The 24568-nt window shown below is 61.3% G+C and carries 20 protein-coding genes and 1 tRNA gene; 11 read left to right on the forward strand and 10 right to left on the reverse strand.

Features of this window, described 5'->3' with window-relative positions:
* The first annotated feature begins 24 nt into the window (after positions 1 to 24).
* From ileS to D6858_RS04660, 3 genes are read left to right on the forward strand one after another with little or no spacing between them, the layout of a single operon-like run.
* Entirely contained in the window at positions 25 to 2961 is a 2937-nt protein-coding gene (gene ileS, locus D6858_RS04650) for an isoleucine--tRNA ligase (protein WP_120107600.1), read from the forward strand.
* A complete protein-coding gene (gene lspA / locus D6858_RS04655) occupies positions 2958 to 3479 on the forward strand; it encodes a signal peptidase II (RefSeq protein WP_190276461.1) in 522 nt (173 codons plus the stop codon). The genes ileS and lspA overlap by 4 nt, the downstream gene beginning before the upstream one ends.
* A 5-nt stretch (positions 3480 to 3484) precedes the next feature.
* Positions 3485 to 3895 (forward strand): DUF3035 domain-containing protein, encoded by a 411-nt coding sequence (locus D6858_RS04660; protein WP_120107602.1) that lies wholly within the window; start codon positions 3485 to 3487, stop codon positions 3893 to 3895.
* A gap of 345 nt (positions 3896 to 4240) precedes the next feature.
* Here D6858_RS04660 and D6858_RS04665 read toward each other — a convergent pair whose 3' ends face one another.
* The gene (locus D6858_RS04665; protein WP_120107950.1) at positions 4241 to 5536 is read right to left on the reverse strand and encodes a hemolysin family protein; all 1296 of its coding nucleotides are present in this window, start codon (positions 5534 to 5536) and stop codon (positions 4241 to 4243) included.
* Between the two features lie 175 nt (positions 5537 to 5711).
* Between D6858_RS04665 and D6858_RS04670 the strand changes: the two genes are divergently transcribed.
* Complete coding sequence (locus D6858_RS04670; protein WP_120107604.1) at positions 5712 to 6404, forward strand: YiaD family glycine zipper/OmpA-like lipoprotein; 693 nt, start codon at positions 5712 to 5714, stop codon at positions 6402 to 6404.
* Between the two features lie 671 nt (positions 6405 to 7075).
* Here D6858_RS04670 and D6858_RS04675 read toward each other — a convergent pair.
* Positions 7076 to 7861: a 3'(2'),5'-bisphosphate nucleotidase CysQ gene (locus tag D6858_RS04675; RefSeq protein WP_120107953.1), complete on the reverse strand. Its 786-nt coding sequence runs from the start codon at positions 7859 to 7861 to the stop codon at positions 7076 to 7078.
* Between the two features lie 103 nt (positions 7862 to 7964).
* Between D6858_RS04675 and sucC the strand changes: the two genes are divergently transcribed.
* The 6 genes from sucC (at position 7965) to D6858_RS04705 (ending at position 13403) form a co-directional block, all read left to right on the forward strand.
* On the forward strand, positions 7965 to 9164 hold the full coding sequence (sucC, locus tag D6858_RS04680; protein ID WP_120107606.1) for an ADP-forming succinate--CoA ligase subunit beta: 1200 nt from the start codon (positions 7965 to 7967) through the stop codon (positions 9162 to 9164).
* A gap of 18 nt (positions 9165 to 9182) precedes the next feature.
* A complete protein-coding gene (locus D6858_RS04685; RefSeq protein WP_120107608.1) occupies positions 9183 to 9626 on the forward strand; it encodes a GFA family protein in 444 nt (147 codons plus the stop codon).
* 66 nt (positions 9627 to 9692) lie between these two features.
* On the forward strand, positions 9693 to 10439 hold the full coding sequence (locus D6858_RS04690; RefSeq protein WP_120107611.1) for an electron transfer flavoprotein subunit beta/FixA family protein: 747 nt from the start codon (positions 9693 to 9695) through the stop codon (positions 10437 to 10439).
* 39 nt (positions 10440 to 10478) lie between these two features.
* A complete protein-coding gene (locus D6858_RS04695) occupies positions 10479 to 11408 on the forward strand; it encodes an electron transfer flavoprotein subunit alpha/FixB family protein (protein WP_120107613.1) in 930 nt (309 codons plus the stop codon).
* A gap of 61 nt (positions 11409 to 11469) precedes the next feature.
* Positions 11470 to 12348 carry an energy transducer TonB gene (locus D6858_RS04700; RefSeq protein WP_120107615.1) on the forward strand — a complete coding sequence of 293 codons (879 nt, stop codon included), beginning with the start codon at positions 11470 to 11472 and terminating at the stop codon, positions 12346 to 12348.
* A gap of 119 nt (positions 12349 to 12467) precedes the next feature.
* Positions 12468 to 13403 carry an energy transducer TonB gene (locus tag D6858_RS04705; RefSeq protein ID WP_165859633.1) on the forward strand — a complete coding sequence of 312 codons (936 nt, stop codon included), beginning with the start codon at positions 12468 to 12470 and terminating at the stop codon, positions 13401 to 13403.
* A 19-nt stretch (positions 13404 to 13422) separates the two neighbouring features.
* Here the strand turns inward: D6858_RS04705 and D6858_RS04710 are convergent, their stop codons facing one another.
* The 8 genes from D6858_RS04710 to D6858_RS04750 form a co-directional block, all read right to left on the reverse strand.
* Entirely contained in the window at positions 13423 to 14442 is a 1020-nt protein-coding gene (locus D6858_RS04710; RefSeq protein ID WP_120107620.1) for a DUF2804 domain-containing protein, read from the reverse strand.
* Positions 14443 to 14501: 59 nt separating this feature from the next.
* A complete protein-coding gene (locus D6858_RS04715; RefSeq protein ID WP_240623691.1) occupies positions 14502 to 15035 on the reverse strand; it encodes a GNAT family N-acetyltransferase in 534 nt (177 codons plus the stop codon).
* The gene (locus tag D6858_RS04720; protein WP_120107958.1) at positions 15032 to 16246 is read right to left on the reverse strand and encodes a DUF445 domain-containing protein; all 1215 of its coding nucleotides are present in this window, start codon (positions 16244 to 16246) and stop codon (positions 15032 to 15034) included. Before D6858_RS04720 ends, D6858_RS04715 begins: the two co-directional genes overlap by 4 nt.
* 77 nt (positions 16247 to 16323) lie before the next feature.
* Positions 16324 to 19740 carry an efflux RND transporter permease subunit gene (locus D6858_RS04725; protein ID WP_120107622.1) on the reverse strand — a complete coding sequence of 1139 codons (3417 nt, stop codon included), beginning with the start codon at positions 19738 to 19740 and terminating at the stop codon, positions 16324 to 16326.
* A 12-nt stretch (positions 19741 to 19752) separates the two neighbouring features.
* Complete coding sequence (locus D6858_RS04730) at positions 19753 to 20922, reverse strand: efflux RND transporter periplasmic adaptor subunit (protein ID WP_120107625.1); 1170 nt, start codon at positions 20920 to 20922, stop codon at positions 19753 to 19755.
* Positions 20923 to 21473: 551 nt separating this feature from the next.
* Positions 21474 to 21558 (reverse strand) — tRNA-Leu (locus D6858_RS04740).
* Between the two features lie 309 nt (positions 21559 to 21867).
* Entirely contained in the window at positions 21868 to 22149 is a 282-nt protein-coding gene (locus D6858_RS04745) for an integration host factor subunit beta (RefSeq protein ID WP_102154891.1), read from the reverse strand.
* Between the two features lie 184 nt (positions 22150 to 22333).
* Positions 22334 to 22681, reverse strand: coding sequence for a GntR family transcriptional regulator (locus tag D6858_RS04750; RefSeq protein ID WP_120107630.1), 348 nt, complete (start codon positions 22679 to 22681; stop codon positions 22334 to 22336).
* A gap of 235 nt (positions 22682 to 22916) precedes the next feature.
* On the opposite strand from D6858_RS04750, the gene D6858_RS04755 reads away from it, so the two are divergent.
* Positions 22917 to 24497 (forward strand): peptide MFS transporter, encoded by a 1581-nt coding sequence (locus D6858_RS04755; protein ID WP_120107632.1) that lies wholly within the window; start codon positions 22917 to 22919, stop codon positions 24495 to 24497.
* The last annotated feature ends 71 nt before the right edge of the window (positions 24498 to 24568 follow it).

Consider the following 24568-nt stretch of genomic DNA (forward strand, 5'->3'; position numbering starts at 1 on the left):
GCTCCCCGCTAAGGCCGCGCCCCTATGAGCGACGATAAAACCCAGCGCGATTACCGGGACACCGTCTTCCTGCCGAAGACCGATTTTCCCATGAAGGCCGGCCTCCCTCAGAAGGAGCCGGGCATTCTGGCGCGCTGGCAGGATGCGAAGCTATACGAACAGCTTCGCGCCGCGCGCGCGGATCGCGAGAAATTCATCCTCCACGATGGCCCGCCTTATGCCAACGGCGATATGCATATCGGCCACGCGCTCAACCATGTGCTGAAAGACATGGTGTGCCGCACGCAGAACCTGCTCGGCAAGAATGCGCCGTATGTGCCGGGCTGGGATTGCCACGGGCTGCCGATCGAATGGAAGGTTGAAGAACAGTACCGCAAGAAGAAGCGGAACAAGAACGAAGTCCCCCCGCGCGAATTCCGCGCCGAATGCCGCGCCTATGCCCAGCACTGGGTCGATACCCAGCGCGAACAGCTGAAACGGCTCGGCATCATGGGCGACTGGGACAATCCCTACCTGACGATGGATTTCCAGGCGGAAGCGACCATCGTGGCCGAACTGATGAAGTTCGCGGAAAGCGGCAATCTCTATCGCGGATCGAAGCCGGTGATGTGGTCCCCGGTCGAAGAAACCGCGCTGGCCGAAGCCGAAGTGGAATACGAGGACATCACCTCGACCCAGATCGACGTGGCGTTCGAGATTGTCGAAAGCCCGATCCCCGAACTGGTCGGTGCCCATGCGGTGATCTGGACCACGACACCGTGGACGATCCCGGTCAATCAGGCTTTGGCCTATGGGCCGGATGTTGAGTATGTGGCCCATCATGGTCGGCAGCACCGGCAGATTGACTTCGGAAAGCCGCCAAGTCCCGACAACCTAGAGCTAGTTTGGGAAGGCATTGTCGTTATTGCGGCAAGGCTATTTGAGGAGTTTCGCGGACGAACAGCGTTTGTTCCGGACGATATCTTTAAACCTCTTTGGTCCGGCAAAGGCTCCGACCTCGCGGGCACCGTCGCCCGCCACCCCATGCACCATCTCGGTGGCTTCTATGCCAAACCGCGCCCGTTCCTGCCGGGCGATTTCGTCACCACCGACAGCGGCACGGGCCTGGTCCACATGGCCCCCGATCATGGGGAGGACGATTTCGATCTCTGCCGCGCCAACGGGATCGAGCCGCAATTCGCGGTGATGGCCGACGGGCGCTATCGCGACGACTGGCCGTGGCTGGGCGGCGATGACGACCGGCGGCGCAGTGTCATCAATGCCAACTTCAACGCCCCCGATGGCCCGATCTGCAGCGATCTGCGCGAAGTGGGCGCGTTGCTGGCGGCCTCTGCCGATTACAAGCACTCCTACCCGCACTCATGGCGTTCGAAAGCCAAGGTAATCTATCGCTGCACCCCGCAATGGTTCGTGCCGATGGACAAGCCGGGCATGGTCGATCTGCCCGAAACCCCGGCGGAACAACGGTGGGATAACGAAGGCGGCGCGCCCGAACATTCGGGCACTCTGCGCCAGATCGCCCTGGAATCGATCGCCAAAACCCGCTTCGTGCCCGAAAAAGGCCGCAACCGCATCGGCAGCATGGTGGAAGGGCGGCCCGACTGGGTGCTCAGCCGCCAGCGCGCATGGGGTGTGCCGATCACGCTGTTCGTCAAGGCGGGCACGGGCGAGTATCTGCAGGATGCCGAAGTCAACGCCCGAGTAATCGCCGCGGTGCGCGAAGAAGGCGTCGATGCATGGGACGAAGCGCGCAAGGCCGAATTCCTCGGCGCGGATTACAACCCCGACGATTACGAGATGATCACGGACATCCTCGATGTCTGGTTCGATTCGGGCTGCACCCATGCATTCGTGCTGGAAAGCGGGCGCTGGCCCGACATGCAGTGGCCCGCCGATCTCTATCTGGAGGGCAGCGACCAGCATCGTGGCTGGTTCCAGTCGAGCCTGCTCGAATCGAGCGCGACGCGCGGCCGCGCGCCGTACAATGCCGTGCTGACCCACGGGTTCACGATGGCGAGCGACGGGCGCAAGATGTCCAAATCGCTCGGCAACACCATCGATCCGCTGAAAGTGATGGAGCAGTACGGCGCGGATATCATCCGTCTGTGGGCGCTGAGCGTCGATTTCACCGAAGACCACCGGATCGGTGACGAAATCCTGAAAGGGGTGGCGGACCAGTATCGCAAGCTGCGCAATACGTTCCGCTATCTGCTGGGCGCGCTCGACGGGTTCGATCACGCCAGCGAAGCGGTCGATCCGGCCGATATGCCCGAACTCGAACGCTATATGCTCGATCGGCTCGTCGCGCTCGACGGGGTGCTGCGGCGGGCGGTCGACGATTTCGACTTCAACGAATACACCCGCGCGCTGGTCGATTTCACCAACGAAGACCTGTCGGCATTCTTCTTCGATGTCCGCAAGGACCGGCTCTATTGCGATGCTCCGGGCGGAATCGAGCGGCGCGCTTATCGCACTGTGCTCGACGTGCTGTTTCAGGCGCTGATCCGCTATGCCGCGCCGGTGCTGGTGTTCACCGCCGAAGAGGTATGGTCCACCCGCTTCCCCGACGGAGGCAGTGTGCATCTGACCGAATGGCACCCGCTGCCCGCCGAATGGCGCAACGATGCGCTGGCTGCCCGTTTCGCCGCGATGCGCGAACTGCGCGAAGACGTGACCGAGGCGATCGAACCGTTGCGCCGCGACAAAACGATCCGTTCCAGTCTGGAAGCGGACGTGACCGTGCCCGCCGCCGCCGTTCCCGAAGGCTTTACCGATTACGATCTGGCAGAGCTGTTCATCACCGCGACAGTCGCCCGCGGACAGAGTGATAGCGTGACAGTTTCCCGCACATCCGATCACAAATGCGGCCGTTGCTGGCGCCTCCTGCCCGAAGTGGCGGAAGACGGCGCGCTATGCGGGCGGTGTGAAGATGTGGTGACCAAATTGGATAGCATGGCATGACCCCGGCGATGCGTAACCGCCTGATCGGGCTGGCCATTGCGCTGGCGATCTTCGCTGTCGATCAGGCGCTGAAGGGTTATGTGCTCTATGGGCTGGCGATGGAGCTGGGCCAGTCGATCACTTATCTGCCGATCTTCAATTTCACGCTGACGCACAATTACGGCGTCTCGCTCGGCATGTTCACCGCCCAGTCGGAAGAAATGCGCTGGATTCTGGTGGGTGTGACCGGGCTGATCGCTGCCGGGGTCACCGTATGGATGCTGCGCGAACGCAAGCTGGCGGACATTATCGGGCTGGCGATGATCCTCGGCGGGGCGCTGGGGAATATCAAGGATCGATACGACTATGGCTATGTCGTCGATTTCCTCGATCTGCATTTCGGGGAATGGCGCCCGTTTCTGATCTTCAACATTGCCGACGCCGCGATTACTATCGGTGTCGTGATTATCCTTGCCCGATCGCTGCTGACACGCGACAAGGGCGACCATGAACCGGCCAGCGAGGCCGTGGAGAGCTGACTATCATGCGCAAGATTGCCACCATCACCCTTATCGCCGCAGCCAGCGCCATGCTGGCCGGATGTGGCAGCACCGGCATCATGGGCCGCGACCGGCCCGATGAATTCGCCGTGCAGCGGCAGGCGCCGCTGGTCGTGCCGCCCGCATTCAACCTCATGCCCCCGTCCGCTGGTGCCCCGCGCCCGGCCGAAGGTACTGCTTCGCAGCAGGCACTGGAAGCTTTGTTCGGCGGCCCGGCCCCGCGCAGCGCGGTCGAAACCAGCCTGCTCAACCGGGCGGGCAGCGCCGATCCGGGCATCCGCACCGCAGTGGGCGACCCGCAGACCAACACCGTGAACAAGGGCCGCCTGACGCAGGATATCGTCGCCGCACCGCAGGGTGACGGGGCCAACGCACAGGCTGTCATTCCCGGCTGAGACGAACCGTAGGGCCAATCGCCATTGCTTTACGGGCAACGCGCTCGGCTCCAGTACTATCGCCTCTGCAATTGGTAGCTGTCGGCGCTTCCGGCACTCATTCCGGTACTCGCCTACCGGTTCGTTATGAAGCACGCCGGGGAGCAACTCTGGCGCTTCGGTGGCACCCATTGCATCGGTTGTGATGCGCGGCAAAGGCAGTCCGTGGATTGCCGCGTCGCTGCGCTCCTCGCAATGACGATGGGCGGGGCAGTCGAGGATGCCTCGTCTCCGCCCGCCTTACCCCTCATACGCCCGTATTACGCCAATGGGGACAGAGGCCGTCCGCCTTTTGTACCGGGGCGATTAACTTTCCTTGGAAACGAGCAGCTTGTCGATCTTGCGCCCATCCATATCGACGACTTCAAAGCGCCAGCCCTGATCGGTGAACACTTCCCCTTCGTCGGGCAGCTTCTTAAGCACTGACAGAGCATATCCCGCTGTGGTCGCGAATTCGCGGTCATCCCCGAATTCGATCAGCAGCCGGTCGGCCAGTTGGTCCGCCGGAAGCGCGCCCGATACCAGCAGCGACCCGTCTTCGCGTTCGACAATCGTCGGCGTTTCGCCCAGATCCTGATCGCTGGCGAAGTTGCCGACGATGGCCGTCAGCAAGTCCACCGGGGTGACGATGCCATCAAGGTGGCCATATTCATCGTGCACCATCGCCATCGCGATTTCGCCGTGTTGCAGCACCCGCAGGGCATCCATCGCATCAAGCTGATCGGGAATCACTTCGGCCTTGCGCGCCAGCGCCGCCAGATCGACCGGCTGCCCGGCGATCAGGCAGGCCAGCACTTCGCGCACCTTGACCACGCCGATGACTTTGTCGACCGATCCTTCCGCCAGCAGCAGCAGCGAATGCGGGCTGGCCTCGATCCGTTCGCGCATTTCGGCTTCGCTGGCACCGACATCGAGCCAGTCGATTTCCGTGCGCGGCGTCATCAATTCGCGCACCGGGCGTTCGGCCAGCCGCACGACCCCGGCCAGAATCTGATGCTGCTGATCCTCAATCACGCCGGAGCGGGTGGCGTCAGCGAAGATCATGTGCAGCTCTTCCGCCGTAACGCTGGCCTGACCGCCGGGGCGAATGCCCAGCAGGCGGATCAGCAGGCCGGAAGACGTGTCGAGCAACCACACCAGCGGCGCAGCGATGCGGGCCATCAGCGCCATCGGCCGCGACGCGATCATTGCCACCGGCACCGCCGCCCGCAAGGCAAGCTGCTTGGGCACCAGTTCGCCCACCACCAGGCTGAAATAAGTCGTCAGCGCAATCACCAGCGCGAACCCGGCTTCCGCTGAATATCGTTCGGGCACACCCAGCGCCGCCAGCCGTTCGCCCACCGGCCCACCCAGGCTTGCGCCTGAATAAGCACCGGCAATGATGCCAACGAGGGTAATGCCGATCTGCACGGTAGAGAGGAACTTGCCCGGATCCGCCGCCAGCGAAATCGCGACACGGGCGGCAGAGCTGCCCTTATCCGCATAAGCGCGCAGGCGCGTGGTCTTGGCCGAAACGATGGCCAGTTCGGACATAGCGAACAAGCCGTTGAGCACTATGAGCCCGGCGATAATGAACAGGTCTGGCCAAGGAAAAGGTGTCACGACCTCAGCGCTAGCATATTTGTACGGCCTTGCCAGCGGGAACAGGTGGGCGCACACAACGTTTAGGGTCACATGATACGTATCGTGCGCGGGTTGGGCGCGCACCGCCCGGTGGATGAAACTGCCGGTCAACGATTGATTGTAAAGAAGAAATCCTAGTCAAAAGGGGACAATAATGAAGACTTCCCGCAAGTTTACCGCCGCCCTCGCGGCGCTTTCGCTGGTTGGTGTTTCGGCCTGCGTGACCGACCCCAACACCGGCGAACAGAAGATTTCCCGCACTGCCATCGGCGGTGTCGGCGGCGCGGCAGCCGGTGCGCTGCTTGGCGGCCTGATCGGAGGCAAGACCGGGCGCATCATCGGCGCGGTCGGCGGCGGCGCGATTGGCGGCGTGGTCGGCTACAAGATGGATCAGCAGATCAAGGAACTGAAGGACCAGACCGCCGGTTCGGGCGTCGATGTCACTGAAACCGATGGTGGCAACGCCATCCTCGTGAATCTGCCCGATGGCGTCACTTTCGCCACCGGCAGCTATACCATCAGCCCCGGGTTCCAGTCGGTACTTGATCGGGTTGCGGCGAACTTCGTGCAGTACCCCAACAGCCTGATCGACGTGTATGGTTATACCGACACCGTCGGTTCGTCCGCCACCAATCAGCGCCTGTCGGAACAGCGCGCGCAGGCAGTGTCGAACTACCTCATCAGCCGTGGCGTGAACTCGGCTCGTATCCGCTGGATGGGCTTCGGCGAAACCAACCTGAAGGTGCAGACCGGCGACGGCGTGAACGAACCGCTGAACCGCCGCGTGGAGATCAAGGTGATCCCCGTAAGCCAGCAGGACATCAACGCCGCGCAACAGGGCTATTGATTCCCGCGCCACTGGCGCAATCAGCACAGAAGGGCCGGTCCTTAGCGGGACCGGCCCTTTTTCGTGTCTGCTTCCGGGGGAGGCGAGGGCGAGCTTGCTCTGGCCCTTTGTCATGTCTGCGAGCACCAGACATGGACCGCTCCTTTGAGTTTTGAAATCTGTGACTTTTCGAGAAATATTCAGCAGTATCATATAGTTGATAGCGCTTGCAGGACGGGCCTGTGTGGACTTGCAAAAATGCGAACACGACACACCATCTGTATCGCGGTCGCGCTGTAAGGATGAAGGCTCACGCATAGCCCGATCATGCCCTGCGCGATCGATGTAGGAAAATGCCTGATATCGACCGGAGAGCGCCTCCGCCAGACCATCGCCGGAAAAAGGAGCGGGATGCCGGATCAAGTCCGGCATGACGGGGTTCGGGAATGGGCGGGCAAAATGGCCGTCGCCGTAACTGACGCACCAGAGTAACGTTGAGCCATCCCCTCCTTCGTCATTGCGAACCTAGCGAACCAATCCATAGACCAACAGTGGAGACAATCGCGCCCGTTGTTAGGGGCAGCACGACCCGCCGATGGATTGCCGCGTCGTTTTAGCTCCTCGCAATGACGAGTGAGTGAGCGTGGCGATAGGGAACCGGAGACATCCGATTCAGGACCGCACTCCCCTACTCACTTATCGCGCGACACCACGGCCGCGCGATCGGCCAGATGGGCCACGGCCTCGACATGGATACCCGGTGCAGTGGCCAGCAACCCAAATGCGCGCGGATCGTGCTTGTTGTAATCGAGCGGATTGCCGAACGCGTCAGTCACCGCCGCGCCCGCTTCGCGCGCGATCAGGGCAGCGGCGGCGATGTCCCATTCCCAGCCCCAGCGCAGAGTGGCCACGATGTCGGCCTCGCCTGCCGCGACCATAGCGACTCGCAATGCGATGGAGTTAGGCTTGTCCACCATCGCCAGCATCCGGTCTTCCTTCGCCAGCGAATCCGCCGGGACGCGGGATCCGACGAATTGTTTACGTGGCGATACCGCCAGTTTTTCACCATTGCGCCAGCTTCCCTGCCCGGCCACGCCCAGCCAGCGCTCGCCGCGCGCCGGGGCATCGAGCAGGCCAATCAGCGGGCGATGTTCGCTAATCAGCGCGATGGACACCGCCCAACCGGTACGGCCACGAATGAAATCGCGTGTCCCGTCAATAGGATCAACCAGCCAAATCAACCCTTTACCGAGGCGTTTCGGCTCGTCAGCGGTCTCTTCGCTCAGCCAGCCAGCCGCGGGAAGCAGTGCGCCAAGTTCGCGTTTCAGGAACCGGTCCACCGCCATATCCGCCGCGCAGACCGGATTGCCGGGGCTTTTTTCCCACGTATCCACCGCGTGTCCCGCCCCCGGCCACATCGCATATGCGATGCGCCCGGCTTCGGCGGCAATTTCGGACAGGCGTTCGCGATCGATCACACAACTGCTGTGGAACGGCCCTGCGCCCTTTTCAAGCATACGAATCCATGCTTAGGCGCGCGAGCACATCCTCTCCCGCCCGAAACGAACGGACAGAACGCTCATGAACATCCACGAATACCAGGCCAAGGAACTGCTCGCGAAGTACGGAATCGGCATCCCCGCCGGCTATCCCGCACTGACCGTAGAGGAAGCTGTCGAGGGGGCGAAGAAGCTTCCCGGGCCGCTCTATGTCGTGAAGGCGCAGATCCACGCCGGTGGCCGCGGCAAGGGCAAGTTCAAGGAACTGGGCGCCGATGCCAAGGGCGGCGTCCGCCTCGCCAAATCGCTCGACGATGTGAAGGCCGACGCGACCGAAATGCTCGGCAACACGCTCGTCACCGTGCAGACGGGTGACGCGGGCAAGCAGGTCAACCGCCTGTATGTGACCGACGGCGTCGATATCGCCAAGGAATACTATCTCTCGCTGCTGGTCGATCGTGCATCGGGCCGCGTCGCAATGGTCGTATCGACCGAAGGCGGCATGGATATCGAAGCCGTGGCGCACGATACGCCTGAAAAGATCACCACGATCACTATCGACCCGGCGCAGGGCTTCATGCCGCACCACGGGCGCGCGGTGGCCTTCGCGCTGAAACTGTCGGGCGACCTCAACAAGCAGGCGCAGAAGCTGGCCAAACAGCTTTACACCGCGTTCATGGAACTCGACTGCGCGATGCTGGAAATCAATCCGCTGGTCGAAACCGAAGATGGCAATCTGCTGGTGCTCGACACCAAGATGAGCTTCGATTCGAACGCGCTCTATCGCCACAAAGACGTGGAAGCGATGCGCGACGAAACCGAGGAAGACCCGTCCGAAGTCGAAGCGAGCGAATACGATCTCGCTTACATCAAGCTGGACGGTAACATCGGCTGCATGGTCAACGGCGCAGGCCTGGCCATGGCGACGATGGACATCATCAAGCTGAACGGCGCATTCCCGGCCAACTTCCTCGACGTGGGCGGCGGCGCCACCACGGAGAAGGTGACCGCGGCATTCAAGATCATCCTGAAAGATCCGGCGGTGGAAGGCATCCTCGTCAACATCTTCGGCGGGATCATGAAGTGCGACGTGATCGCCAACGGGATCGTTCAGGCAGCGAAAGACGTGAACCTGTCGGTTCCGCTGGTCGTCCGTCTGGAAGGCACCAATGTCGAACAGGGCAAGGATATCCTGAACAACTCTGGCCTGCCGATCGTTTCGGCAGACGATCTGGGCGATGCTGCCAAGAAGATCGTGGCGGAAGTGAAGAAGGCCGCCTGACACGGCAAAGGAACGCAGATGAGCACGACCGGACAATGCCGTTGCGGGAAGGTGAAATACGCCTTCGACGGCCCGGTCCTGCTCACTGCCGCCTGCCATTGCCGGGGGTGCCAGCTGATGACCAGTTCGGCATTCTCGCTCTCGACCCTGACTCCGCTGTCGCAGTTTCGACTGGTGGAAGGGGATACGGTGATCGGCGGCCTGCGGGCCGATATCGAACACCGGTTCTGCGATTTCTGCAAAACCTGGCTCTATACCCCGCTGCAATCGCTGGGCGATCTGGTCAATGTCCGCACGGGAACGCTGGACCGGGTGCCCGACGCCCCGCCGTTCATCGAATGCTGGACTCAGGAAAAGCTGCCCTGGGCCAACACCGGCTCCCCCAACAGCTATGCCACGCAACCCGATCTGCCTGATTTTGGGCAGTTGCTGGAGAATTTCGCTCGCGCCAACCACAATTGACGCTTACGTAAAGGTGAGATAGAGCGGGGATCAAATCCCCAGCCCTCCGAAGAAGGAAGAGATGCGATGAAAATCCTCGTCCCCGTCAAACGGGTGATCGATTACAACGTGAAGCCGCGGGTGAAGGCGGATGGCACGGGGGTCGATCTGGCCAACGTGAAGATGAGCATGAACCCGTTCGATGAAATCGCCGTGGAAGAAGCGCTGCGAATCAAGGAAGCGGGCAAGGCGGACGAAGTCGTTGCTGTTTCGGTTGGCCCGGCCAAGGCGCAGGAAACGCTGCGTACCGCGCTGGCGATGGGTGCCGACCGCGCAATTCTGGTGCAGACCGACGACGAAGTCGAACCACTGGCCGTTGCCAAGATCCTGAAAGCCATTGTCGAGACGGAAACGCCCGGTCTGGTGATTCTGGGCAAGCAGGCGATCGACGACGATTCGAACCAGACCGGTCAGATGCTGGCCGCGCTGCTCGGCCGTCCGCAGGGCACTTTCGCCAACACGGTAGAGGTCGATGGCGACAGCGTGATCGTGAAGCGCGAAATCGATGGCGGTCTGGAAACCGTGAAGCTGACGATGCCCGCAATCGTCACCACCGACCTGCGCCTGAACGAACCGCGCTATGCCTCGCTGCCGAACATCATGAAGGCGAAGAGCAAACCGCTCGATACCAAGACCCCGGCCGATTACGGCGTCGATACCGCGCCGCGGCTCAAGACGCTGAAAGTGGCCGAACCGCCGGTCCGTCAGGCTGGTGTGAAGGTCGCAGATGTCGACGAGCTGGTCGCAAAGATCAAGGCGCTCGGGATCGCCTGATCCCGCCACCGCAAGCAACCCCATTCAAGGAAGAACCCCATGAAAACTCTGGTTCTGGTCGAACACGACAACGCTTCGGTGAAGGACGCCACGCTCTCCACCGTTACTGCCGCTGCCAAGCTGGGCGAAGTTCACCTGCTCGTCGCAGGTTCGGGCTGCGCCGCTGTGGCCGATGAAGCCGCGAAAATTGCTGGCGTGGGTAAAGTCCACCTGGCCGACGACGCGGCTTACGAACATCAGCTGGCCGAAAACGTCGCGCCGCTGGTCGCCTCGCTTATGGAGTCGCACGACGCATTCCTCGCGCCTGCCACCACCACTGGCAAGAATATCGCTCCGCGCGTCGCCGCACAGCTCGACGTGATGCAGATTTCCGACATTATCGGGATCGAAGGCGACAAGACCTTCACCCGCCCGATTTACGCCGGTAACGCCATCGCCACCGTCGAATCGAGCGATGCCAAGCTGGTTATCACTGTGCGCGGCACCGCGTTCGACAAGGCCGCAGCCGAAGGCGGCAGCGGCACGGTCGAAGCAGTCAGCGGCCCCGGCGATGCCGGCACCAGCAGCTTCGTCGGCAGCGAAATCGCCAAGAGCGAACGCCCCGAACTGACCAGCGCGAAAGTGATCGTTTCGGGCGGTCGTGCATTGAAAGATGCCGATACGTTCAAGGAATATATCTTCCCGCTGGCAGACAAGCTGGGCGCGGGTGTCGGCGCATCACGCGCGGCGGTCGATGCGGGCTACGTCCCCAACGATTTCCAGGTCGGCCAGACCGGCAAAATCGTGGCGCCGGAAGTCTATATCGCCATCGGCATCAGCGGCGCGATCCAGCACCTTGCCGGGATGAAGGATTCCAAGACCATCATCGCGATCAACAAAGACGAAGACGCGCCGATCTTCCAGGTCGCCGACATCGGTCTGGTGGCTGACTTGTTCAAGGCAGTGCCGGAACTGACCGAAAAACTCTAGTCAATCGCTGCTCTATATGTGAAACCCTCTGTCGGATACTGTCCGGCAGGGGGTTTTTCTTATGCGTTATATTATCGGCATAGTTGCAGCGTTTGCCTGTACGGCCACCGCACCGGCCCACGCTGCCCCGGCACCGGTGGTGCTGGAGCCGTCATCGCCGTGGAATATCCGATACGATGAGGATAGCTGCCGCCTTGCCCGCATGTTTGGAGAGGGCAAGACCGAGACGGCATTCTTTGTCGAACGGTATGAGCCATCGACATCGCTGTTCATGGTCGTTGCGGGCCAACCGCTGAAATGGGCGTCGCGCTCTGAGAAAATGGACATCGCATTTTCGCCCGCCGGACCCACGAAGGAAATTACCTATACGCTCGGCAATCTGGGGAAGCTGGAACCGGCGATCATGTCATCCGTACACCCGGATCAGAATGTCAACGGAGAGTCTGCGGTTCGTACATTCACCGATTACGACACGATCGACGAAAAGCAGTTCAGCGATGTCGATACGTTAACATTGAACATGCTCGGCAAGCGCGATCTGGTGCTCAAACTGGGCGACATGTCCGCTCCGATGGCGTCACTGCGGAAATGCACGCGCGAATTGGTGACGCATTGGGGCATCGATGTCGAAAAGCACGATCACCTGACCCGCCGCGTGTCACCGACATCCTCACCCGGCAAATGGATCGATAGCGCCGACTATCCCGCAATGGCCCGCTTCGCCGGCAAGCAGGGATTGGTACAATTCCGGCTCAATGTCGACGCGCAAGGGCGGGCGACTGCCTGCCATATTCAAAAAGCGACCAAGCCTGACGAATTCGCAGACACTGTGTGTCGTGCAATGATGAAAAATGCCCATTTCGAACCCGCGCTTGATGCGAATGGTCAGCCGATCGCATCGTATTTCCGCTCCGCCGTGCGATTCAAAATGCCTCGTTGAATGAACAGCAGGGATCCAGATCATATCCGGGGTGACGAACGATAATGTGAATTTCGTTCCCATGTCACCGGACGATGCTCCATTTGAAAGGGGCACAACGCGCAACAGTTGGGGGCCTTATGAAAATCGTGTTCGCGTCTTTGGGCAAAGGTGTAATCGCGTGTGCATTGTGTCTGGCACAATTTCACGCGTCACTGGCGAAGGAAAAGGAACCGCTGGTCCTGTCCCCTTCATCGAAGTGGAACCTTAATTATGCCGACGATAGCTGCAAACTCGCTCGTTTTTTCGGGACCGGCGATGATAGGGTAGCTGTGATAATATCGCGGTTCGAATCGGGCAATTCATTTCACCTTGCCGTTGCGGGCAAACCGCTAACCCACTTCTCGGCCGACCATATAACAATGGCTTTCGGGCCTGACGGAGGATCGCTGAATCGCGGTTTCATGGCTGGTTCGCTCGGTACTTTTAAACCCGCTCTGTTCGGCAGTGCCGCACATCTGCTGAAACGGGACGACAACGACGAGACGGAAGACGACAACTACAATCACGAGGAACATGCGGCATATACTCTGCGAGACTTACAGGCCCCGCCAGCAGCGGATGAAGAGGCCGCTATTCAGTGGCTGGAAGTCCGCCAGAAAGCACGCGCAACGGTGCATATCGAACTCGGTTCAATGGGACAGCCGATGGCCGCTATGCGTAAATGCACCGATGAATTGATGACTCACTGGGGTATTGATGTGGCCGCTCATCGCCAGCTTGCCAATCTTCCCATCCCGACTAAATCGCCCGGCAAGTGGCTAACTTCGGCAGATTATCCTTCAGACCTGCAGGCCCGTGGCGCGCAAGGAATCATCCAGTTCCGGCTCAGCGTCGATGCCGATGGCAAGCCGACCCAGTGCCATATTCAGCAATCAAGCCGACCCGCAGGGTTCGACAGGGCTGTATGCAAGGCGCTGATGAAACGCGCGCAATTCGAACCAGCCCACACACGGGACGGTAAAGCCATCGCCTCGTACTGGCGCAGTACAGTTAAATTCGTAGCGGGACGTTAGGAATACAACCCTAACTGCCTCACCAGCGGTTGTGCACCCGTTCTGCAAAACCAGTCAGCCCGCTGATATCGAGCGCGGTGCCATCGTCGAGCACCGCGCGGCCCGCGTATCGTCCGAACACCTGATGCTGATCGGACAGGATCGGGCCCAGCGCGGCCCGGCTGCTGCGATCGACGACAGGGGCGAATTCCATTTCGAACCGCCCGTCGGCACTGGTGAAGCGCCAGTTGGCCGCATCCAGCGGGCCATCGGGCAGATGGAAGGTCACTTCGCCCAATTTATGCGCCCGGCCATCGAGGAACAGCATATTCTCGCTCGCGGCGGAGGTATCACCGAAACCATGCCCGATGTTGAACCCGAACCGCCGCCCTTCGTGCAGGCCGGAGGCTGAGCCCCAATACCAGGTATTATCCCAGGTCCACACGCCCCGCCCCCAGTCGAGCACGGCAAAGGCGCTGTCGGGCGAAAATGCAATCTGCTCTCCGCCCAGCACCACCTGGCCCGTCGCGGGCATGCAGTTGATTTTCTGATTGTAATAAAATGCCTTGGGCGCATCGGCAAAAGGGGTGGCAATCACCATGCGATCATCCGCAGGCTGATCCAGCCAGACCTCTCCCGACAGCCCTTTGCCATCGGCAAATCCGGGCGCGGAAAACGTCAACCGGCGACCGCCCGGTTCGTGGTGGAAAGCGATGCTGATATCGCCTTGCTGCTGAACGATATCTCCCGCATCGGCGCTGGGCGGCAAACGCATCCGCCCGAATGGAAACGCCCGTACTGCACCGTGGCTTTCCGCTGTTCCTGCGCGCAAATCCATCCACGACAGCCCGAGAAAACCGAGATAGCCATTATCCGCGACAGTCAGCGCCAGAGCGTGATCGTCGTCTGCAATGCAGTAGTAATCCCATTCCTTGATCCGCCACCCGCTCGCCGCGATGGCGGAACGGTCGTAGCGGCGCACTTCGGATCGGGCCCAGCCGCGTTCAATCAAGCGCCCGTGGGCATCAAGCAGATCCCCGGCTTCCATCTGATGCTGCATCGCTCTCCCCCGTACTCACCGTTGTTGTTGTTCTTGCTGTTCGTCCCCGCTGCTGGTGGCTATCCCCCTGTAGCCCGCCGGAACAACTGAACTTGCACCCCATCTGGCAGTTCGGCCAGCCGCGTTTTGGCAAACCCCAGTTTGCCCGCCAGCATCATCGACGGATCGTTGCCCGGTTCGATCATGCAGACCACATCGCGTGGCCCGTACACTTCGTCGAACCATGTCAGCGCAGCACGCATCGCTTCGCCCGCGATCCCCTGGCCGACATATTCGGCGGATAAAATCCACCCGCATTCGGGCATATCGTCGAAATCCTCGCCCAACCCGCGCCACGAATGGAATATTCCGCAATTGCCGATCACCTCGGCTTCCCCCCGCAAACGGACCATGAAACTGCCATACCCGTGGAGGAACCAGCTTCCCGCACCACGCTGGAAACGCAGGAAATGATCGGCCCGGCTCGACATCGGACCGAGGTAGCGGTGCGTACGCGGATCGGAGATGATGGCGAACATCTGCGGCTCGTCTTCCGCGCGCGGCCGCCAGAGTTCCAGACGCTCTGTAACGAGAAACGGTTCGGTATCGGTCACAGCAACATATCCAGGGCATGGATGGTCACCCCGACCAGCCCGCCAACGAGAGTCCCGTTCATGCGGATGAACTGCAAGTCACGCCCCACCGCACCTTCGATCCGATCGGTCACTGTGCGGGCATCCCAGCGGCGCACGGTTTCCGACACGAGCTGCACGATTTGCCCGCCATACCGGGTGGCGATGCCCACTGCCGTGCGCCGGGCAAAACGGTTGATCTGCGCTTGCAGACGGGTGTCCTGCTGCAATGTCGCGCCCAGTTCGGCAATGCTTTGCCCCAGCTGCCCCGACATTGCGCCATTACCGTCGCGCGCAGCGGCAATCAGCGATGCGCGCAGCCGTTCCCACACACCCAGCCACCAGTCTGCCACAGCGGGGTTATCCAGCAGATCCCGTTTCGCCTGCTCGACTTTGGCGCGCAACTTTTCATCCTGCCGCAGATCGCTGGCGAGCGATACCAGCCCTTCGTCGAGCTTGGTCCGCAGCGGATGGGCCGGATCGACCAGAACTTCGGCCAGCAATTTATACAGCCCGTCGATCACCGAATTGGCCAGCCGTTCGTCCAGCCCGGTCCAGCGGACGATGGCGTTGGCGCGTTCGTGGATGATCTGGCGGACCATATCCTCGTTCGCTTCCAGCGTGATGCCGGTCCAGCGGATCGCGGCATCGATCAGCGGCAGATGCCGGCGATCGGCAATTGCCGCGTCGAGCATCTGGCCCAGCAGCGGAGCGACTTCGACCCGTTCGGCCAAAGCCTTCAGCCCGCCGCGCACTTGTGTCCCGAGACGTTCGGGATCGAGCGATTCGAGGAATTCGGCCAGCAGCTCCGCCGCCCCGGCACGAATACGCGAACCACCGCTGGCGCTGTCGGATGGTGTAGCCAGATAATCGCCCACCGCGCGCGCCAGATTCATTTCCTGCATCCGGCGGGCCACCACCGTCGGCGTCAGGAAATTGTCGCGCAGAAACTGCGCCATCGTATCCGCGATACGATCCTTGTTTTCAGGGATGATCGCGGTGTGCGGGATGGGCAGGCCCAACGGGTGGCGGAACAGCGCGGTGACAGCAAACCAGTCTGCCAGCCCGCCAACCATCGCCGCTTCGGCAAAGGCGCGCACGAAGCCCACCGCCGGGTGCACATGCAGATAGTGGCTGCTGGCGACGAAAATCGCCGCCATCACCAGCAACATGCCGGTGGCCGTGCGGCGCATAGTCCGCGCCCGGTCGATCACAGGTGCCGTGCCCCCCATGCGCCTGAAACGCACGAGGGGAGACGGGGTTTCCCCGCTCACTCCGCCGGATGGCCCGGATGGCCGTGGTGCGGCATGACCACGTTCTCGTCACCCGGCTTGTAAGTGAGGAAACGGGTCCGCAACCACGGACCGAGACGTTTTTCGAAGCCATCGGCCAGACTGAACCCGGCCGGGATCAGAACCAGCGTCAACATCGTCGACAGCAACAACCCGCCGATCACCACCACGCCCATCGGCGCACGCCACGCACCGTCGCCCGACAGCGACAGCGCCGTGGGCACCATGCCCGCTGTCATCGCGACAGTGGTCATCACGATGGGCTGAGCACGCTTGTGCCCGGCATCGATGATCGCTTCCTTTTTCGGGACGCCTGCGGCCATTTCCTCGATCGCGAAATCGATCAGCAGGATCGAGTTCTTCGCGACGATGCCTAGCAGCATCAGCAGGCCGATATAAACCGGCATCGAAATCGGCTGACCCGAAATGCCCAGCGCCAGCAACCCGCCCAACGGCGCAAGCAACAGCGAAGTCATGTTCACCAGCGGCGACACAAAACGGTGATAGAGCAGGACCAGCACAGCGAAGACCAGCAAGACACCGCTGACCACCGCGACAAGGAAGTTATTGATCATCTCCGCCTGCCACTTGTCCTGCCCGACCGGCTTGTTCGACACGCCCGACGGCAGATCCTTCATCGCAGGCAGAGCGTTGATCTGATCCATCACCGGGCCTTTGACGGCACCCGGCCCCAGATCGGCACCCACGACCACGCGGCGAGACTGGTTGTACCGCTGAATCTGTGTGGGGCCAGCGCCGAAACGGATTTCCGCCACGCGGGACAACGGCACAGAACCGCCACTGGCTGTCGGCACAGGCAGATTGCGGATGGTGGACATATCCTGCCGCGAATTTTCGGGCAACAGCACACGAATCGGAACCTGGCGATCACTGAGCGAGAACTTCGCTGCGTTCTGATCGATTTCACCAATGGTTGCGATGCGGATCGTCTGGCTCAGCGCCGCGGTCGTCACCCCCAGTTGCGCCGCCAGATCGAGGCGAGGCACGATCAACAGTTCGGGGCGCTGTAAATCGGCCGCGATTCGCGGTGCGACCACACCTTTAACGCCGCGCATCTGTTCGACCAGTTTCTGCGCGGTCTTGTCCAGCACTTCGGGATTGCTGCCCGACAGCATCACCGTGATATCGCGCCCGCTGCCGCCACCGCCACTGTTCTGCGACTGGAAACTGACCCGCGCGTCGGGAATTTCCTGCAAATCGGGCGCCAGCCGCCGTTCGAATTCGACACTGGTCGCCTTGCGGTCTGCCGCCGGTTTCAGCGCGATATAGAGGCTGCCGGAACCCTGCCGCGCCACTTCGGTAACGCGTTCGACTTCAGGCTGGCTTTCCACCAGTTTGGTCACCCGGTCGGTAACCCGTTCGGTTTCCGCCAGCGTGGTGCCCGGCACCATTTCGATGGAAACCTGGCTGGTGTCCTGATTGATCGATGGCTGGAACTGCTGTGGCAAACCGGCCAGCAGTGCGATCGTGATGATCAGAGCATAAACGCCCAGCCCGAAGGCATAGAGGCGATGGTCGCTCATCCGCGCCCGCGTCCGCGCGCCCAGATTACGCATATATTCGCCCAGCGTACCCATCGTGCCGATCAGCAGTGTCAGCACTTTGGCCACGAGAATACCTGCGGCCAGCATCACGAAAGGCGCGACGATCGCCGTGGGGATCAACGGGAGCCCAGCGCCCATCAGCAGCTGGAAGGTGAGCTGGCCGACGATCACGGTCGCCGCGATAATCGCCACAGCCACCAGCGTGACTACGATGTAATACCACCAGCGCGCCGGATGGCGTTCCAGCCCGGCGCGCATCGCCTCGGCCTTGTCGCTGTTCAAAGTCCAGCGCAGGACTTTCATATAGGCGTCCATCATGCGGCCTTCGCCGTGCGCCGCGACCCCGTGCGCCTTGAGGAAATAGGCCGCCACCATCGGCGTTATCATACGCGCCACGGCAAGGCTCATCAGCACCGCGACCACCACGGTCAGGCCGAATGCTTTGAAAAACTGGCCCGAAATGCCCGGCATCATGCCCACCGGCAGGAACACCGCGACAATCGAGAATGTCGTAGCCACCACTGCCAGGCCGATTTCGTCGGCAGCGTCGATGGACGCCTGATACGCGCTCTTGCCCATCCGCAAGTGGCGGACGATGTTCTCGATCTCCACGATAGCGTCATCGACCAGCACACCCGCCACCAGACTGAGCGCCAGCAGCGAGAGCGAATTGAGCGTAAAGCCCATCAAGTCCATGAACCAGAACGTCGGGATGGCCGACAGCGGAATAGCGATGGCGCTGATCAGCGTCGCGCGCCAGTCACGCAGGAACAGGAACACCACCACGATAGCCAGCAGCGCCCCTTCGATCAGGGCCTCCATCGAACTGACATACTGCCCTTCGGTATAGATGACCGGCGTGAACAGTTCAGTGAAGTGTATCGAAGGATTGTCCTGTTCGATCTGCTTGAGCTTTTCCAGCAGTTCGTCGTGCACAGTTACGTCGGATACGTTGCGCGCGCGCTGAGCGGAGAATGTCACCACCGGGCGGCCGCGTAGCTTTGCGACACTGGTCTGTTCCGATGTGCCATCGGTGACAGTGGCGATATCCGACAGCTTGACGGTGCGGCCATTGCCAATGTTCACTCGCGTGTCGCGCAGGTCATAGGCGGTTTTGGCATTGCCAAGCACCCGGACCGACTGGCGCGAACCGGCGATTTCCGCCTGACCGCCCGCCGCATCGATATTCACCTGCCGCAGCGCCGCGTTGACCGAGCTGGCAGTTACACCCAGCGACTGCATCCGTGCAGGATCGAGCACCACGCGGATTTCGCGATCCGCCCCGCCGTTGCGGCTGACAGAGGCCATCCCTTCGATCGACAGCAGGCTTTTCGACACGGTATCGTCGACGAACCAGCTGAGCTGCTCCATCGTCATATCGTCGGCGGACGCGGCATATACGCCGATGAACCCGCCGCCGTTGATTTCCAGCTTGCGAACCTGCGGTTCCAGAATGCCATCGGGCAGATCGCTGCGGATCTGATCGACGGCATTTTTCACTTCGTTGGTCGCAGTATCGGGATCGGTCCCGATGCTGAAATTGACGATTGTCTGCGACGAGCCCTCGCTGGCGGTCGAACTGATATCTTCCACACCACTGATGGAGCGGATGGCCGATTCGACTTTCTGCGTGATCTGCGTTTCGATTTCGGTCGGGGCAGCACCCGGCTGACTGACGACGACCATCACCGCCGGGAACTGAATGTCCGGCATGTCGGTCACGTTCATCCGCATGAACGACAGCATCCCGGCGATCAGCAACCCTGCGAACAGGACGATAGGGATCACCGGGTTGCGGATCGACCAGGCGGAGATATTGCGCAGGTTCATTATCCGCGCCCCTTACTTGGCCTTGGCCGGTTTGACCTTGTCGCCGGGATTGAGGAACCCGCCTGCACGCAAAACGACCTGCTCTGTTCCGCTGAGACCTTCGGTCACGGCGATCCCCTCGGCAGTGACCAGCCCGGTCTTCACGGGCCGACGCACAACGCGATCTTCCTTACCGATAACATAGACATAGCTGCCCTTGGCATCGTTCAGAATGGCCGATTCGGGCAACAAGGGAGCAGACACCGTGCCGCTGTTGAGCGTGGCCGACGCGAACCCGCCGGGGCGCAGTTCTGGGGCGTAGGCCAGCGCGATACGCGCTTCGCCCTGGCGGCTCTGCTGATCGATGGTGGGTGCGATCTGCCACACCTGTCCCTGGAAGCTTTTGCTGCTGCTCACCGGGGTAACGGTGGCCATCGCGCCGACATTGACCTTAGCCAGATCTTCTTCCCCGAGCATGGCCTTCAGTTCCATTTCCCCACCCTTGGCGATTGTAAACAAAGGCGTACCGCCGCCCGTTACACTCTGCCCCGGCTCCACCGCGCGGGTCAGCACCAGCCCGCTTTCCGGGGCGTAGATGTTGAGCCGGGCGGTGCGTGCCTGCAGTTCGCCCAGCGTCGCGCGGGCAACCTGCACGCGGGCGCGGGCGGCATCGCGGGTCGAGGTGAGGCGATCGACGTCGGCCTTCGAGATAAAGCCGCGGTCGACCAGCTTCAGCGCGCGGTCGAGATTGGCCTGTGCCAGATTGAGATCTGCTTGTGCCACACCGACTTGCGCGCGGGCACCTTCGATCTGCTGGACCTGAACCGAACGGTCGATGACAACGAGCACCTGCCCTTTGCGGACCCAGTCGCCTTCGTCGACCGGCACAGATACGACACGGCCGCCTTCGCCCACCGATCCGACCGGTATTTCGCGGCGCGGAGCCAGCGTTCCGGTGGCCTCTATCTTGCCTTCTACCGTTGTATTTCCGGGGGTTACGACAGTGACGCGGGGAATTTGCCCGGCCTGTTCGCTGGCCAGTGCATCGGCATCTTCGCCCGATCCGTGCATGAAATAATACAGCGCCCCGATCAGCACGACGGCGGCGATCGCACCGATGATCGCAAGGCGGCGCGGGCGCGCGGTTACGCCTTCCGTTTCAACGGCTTGCGGTTCGGATTCTACGGTCGATTCGTAATTCATTGGTTGCGCGATGCCGCCCCCGGATCATGTGTTCGCTGCAATAGCCCCCCGGGCACAGAGCCCGATAGTGCGCTTTGCAATAGACGGGGTCCGTTTTCAGAGCAATCGCGCGTTCGACCGGCGACATTATCGCCCGACGAGTGTCGCATACCCTTGATTGTCCAGATGAAAACCCGCGCCCCACTGCCACATCGCCGCCCGCCCGTGGCGACGGGACAATCGCGAAGACGCCGGAGTTATACACCCCCTTCACCTCTATATGGAAGGAACAACCAACAGAAAACAAATGCAATTTTGGCAGTCAGCCCATCAAAGGGCGACAATTTCACGAATAGCCGCACGCACTGGCCCGACAAAGCATCGCTTTCGCCGGACACACGTCGTCAGAGACATGATTCCCGCCAAAATCGTGGCTTCGACCCCAAAATCGCAAACGAAGCGGGTCGAATCGGCCAGCTCCATCCAATCACCGGCCGGCATTTCCCGATCCCGCGACCGGCACATAATTCGACGCAAAGCCAGTTGCGGCCATGGCGCGGCACATTGCAGCATGGTGCGGGTGGCGGGACTCGAACCCGCACGAGCAAAGCTCAGGGGATTTTAAGTCCCCGGCGTCTACCATTCCGCCACACCCGCGCCGCGCCCGCCCTTTATCGCGGGCAGAGCGAGCCGCACAAGACCTGTCGGCCAACGATCCCCTGTCGCTGCATATTAGGCTCAGGAGCCATTTTGCCTCAAACCTCAATGGCGCCAGTAATGGTAGCCCGGCCAGCCCGCAACGCATCAACCCACGCCCCGCATCGCGCCGGAAACGGGCGTGGCGGTTCGTGGATTACCGGATAGCCGGAGATGCATCGCGACGGTGCGCCCGGCAGATTCCCTGCCCGGGCCGCAGGCGGCCATACCGCCCACACACACACGCCCGCGATCACATAGGTTTCCCGATCACGCGTCGTTGATAAGCTGACGCATGTCCTTGCCGGGTTTGAAATAAGGGACTTTTTTGGCCGGAACTTCCACCGCATCGCCGGTGCGGGGATTGCGGCCCTTGCGCGCGCCCCGTTCACGCGTCGAAAACGCGCCGAACCCGCGCAGTTCGACCCGGCCGCCTTCGGCCAGTCGCTGAGCAATTTCGTCGAAGAAGATATCGACGACCTGTTCTACCTCTTCGGCACGCAGCTCCGGATTATCCTTGGCCAATGCCTGAAGCAGTTCGGATCTGATCATTTTTTCCAATACTCCCGACCGCCACCATCCCACATAGCGATCAGCCCCGTCATGGGCAGTTAAGCGACCCTGCGAAACTTCCCGTCAACGGGCCTGAACCCGCCGACAGCGCCCGATTTGCCAGACGTAACACGATTACGCAACACCGATCTTCACCCGAAAGCGCGGCGAATAAGTCTTAGAATCAATGCTCTGTTAACCCGAGAAGTTCGGCCGGATCGATCCCCAGCCGGCGGATGCGCGCGTGGATTTCGGGCCATTCGCGGTCGATGAAACGGGCCCGTTCCACCCGGCGCAATTTGTCCGCCGCACCGGGCACCACCCGCATGCCGACGCCGCGCTGCACTTCGACCAGTCCATCGATCTGGAATTGCTGATATGCCTTGGCCACCGTCAGCGGATTGGCCCCCTGTTCGGCGGCGAAGGCGCGCACCGAAGGCAGCATGCCCCCTTCGCCATAGCGCCCTTCGATAATGGCGGCGGCGATCATATCGCGCAGCTTGAGGTAAACAGGGCGGCTGCTCTGGCTCATGCAAATATTCCCTTCGAAGGTGCATCAGTGCCATAATACACCGTGTCGCGTCAAGCTTACGAAGACGACGCATCATCGTCATATAAACGGGGATACAGGCCGCAATCAGGCAGTTGCGTGTGAAACTAGCGCTTCACACACGCGATTGATCCGTTAGTGTGCGCGGTTTCGCGACACATGGCCTCTCGATGGGGGGAGGGCGTTGCAGACACATTTTCATGGGGTTGCATCACGCATGACAACACAAACACTGCCCGACGGGGATTCAGCAGGTACATTCCTCGGCCATCCAAAAGGGCTGTTCGTCCTGTTCTTCGCGGAGATGTGGGAACGCTTTTCGTATTACGGAATGCGCGCACTGCTGATCCTTTATCTGACCAAGCACTGGCTGTTTTCCGATAGCGAAGCCGGGGTTATCTACGGCGCCTATACCGCGCTGGTCTATATCACCCCGGTGCTGGGCGGATATCTGGCCGACAAATATCTGGGCCAGCGAAAGGCCGTACTATACGGCGCTGTATTGCTGACCTTCGGCCATTTCCTGATGGGTTTCGAAGGGGATGGCGGGCAAGGCGGCGCGGCGCTCAACATCTTCTGGCTGGCGCTGGCCTTCATCATCGTCGGTTCCGGCTTCCTGAAAGCGAATATCTCGGTGATCGTGGGGCAACTCTATCCCCGCACCGATACGCGACGCGATCCGGCCTACACCATCTTCTACATGGGGATTAACCTCGGCGCATTCCTCGGCTCTTTGCTGTGCGGCTATATCGGGGAAACCTATGGCTGGTCTTACGGCTTCGGTCTGGCCGGTTTCGGCATGTTGCTGGGTCTGGTCGTATTCGGGCTGGGCAAGAACCTGCTGCTGGGCCGGGGGGAACCGCCCAAACCACTCAGCAAAATGGCCGAACTGGGCCTGTATGTTGTTGGCCTGTTCACAGTGGTTCTGTGCTGGTGGATGGTCCAGAATCAGAGCGTGGTCGGCGTATTCCTCGGCGTATTCGGCGGCCTGCTGGTCGCGTATGTCATCGGCACCGCAGTGATCAAACTGCCTGCCGAAGACCGGGATCGCATCTTTGCCGCGATGTTCCTGATTTTGGTGTCGATCGTGTTCTGGGCGCTGTTCGAACAGGCAGGCAATTCGCTGAGCCTGTTCACCGACCGGCAGGTCGATCGTAACTTCTTCGGCTGGGAAATGCCCGCTTCGATGTTCCAGTCGCTGAACGCGGCCTACATCTTCCTGCTGGCCCCCGTGTTCGCGTTTTTGTGGACCGCTCTGGGCCGGAAAGGCATGGAACCGTCGGCTCCGTTCAAATTCGGACTGGGCGTGATTCAGGTCGGCCTCGGCTTCCTCGTGCTGGTATGGGGCGCACAGTCCGCCGGGATGGATGCCGCAGTGCCGGTGATCTTCATCTTCCTGATCTATCTGCTGCACACCACTGGCGAGCTGTGCCTTAGCCCGGTTGGCCTTTCAGCGATGAACCGTCTGGCACCGGCGCACATGGCATCGCTGATCATGGGCGTGTGGTTCTTCGCATCGGCCACCGGCAACTTCGCTGCCGGCCTGATTTCGTCCGCTGCAGGCGGCGAAGGGCTGGAAGGGGCAGAGGCCGGCAAGGAACTGGTGCTCAGCGTTTATACCACCGTTGGCTGGTATGCGATGGGCATCGGCGTTCTGGTGCTGCTCGTCAGCCCGCTGATCAAGAAGCTGATGCACCTCAACACGCTGACCGATGGCGATCCGGCAGACGATTTGCTGGGCCAGAACGAAGTCGGTGAACCGCAAGGTCCGGGCGCGCATCCGGCGACACGCCACTGATACCAGACTGAAAACGAAGGGCGCGGCCAGCCGGTCGCGCCCTTCCCATAACGGGGCCCATTCGGGGGAAA

Source organism: Tsuneonella suprasediminis, assembly GCF_003605755.1.
GTDB lineage: Bacteria > Pseudomonadota > Alphaproteobacteria > Sphingomonadales > Sphingomonadaceae > Tsuneonella > Tsuneonella suprasediminis.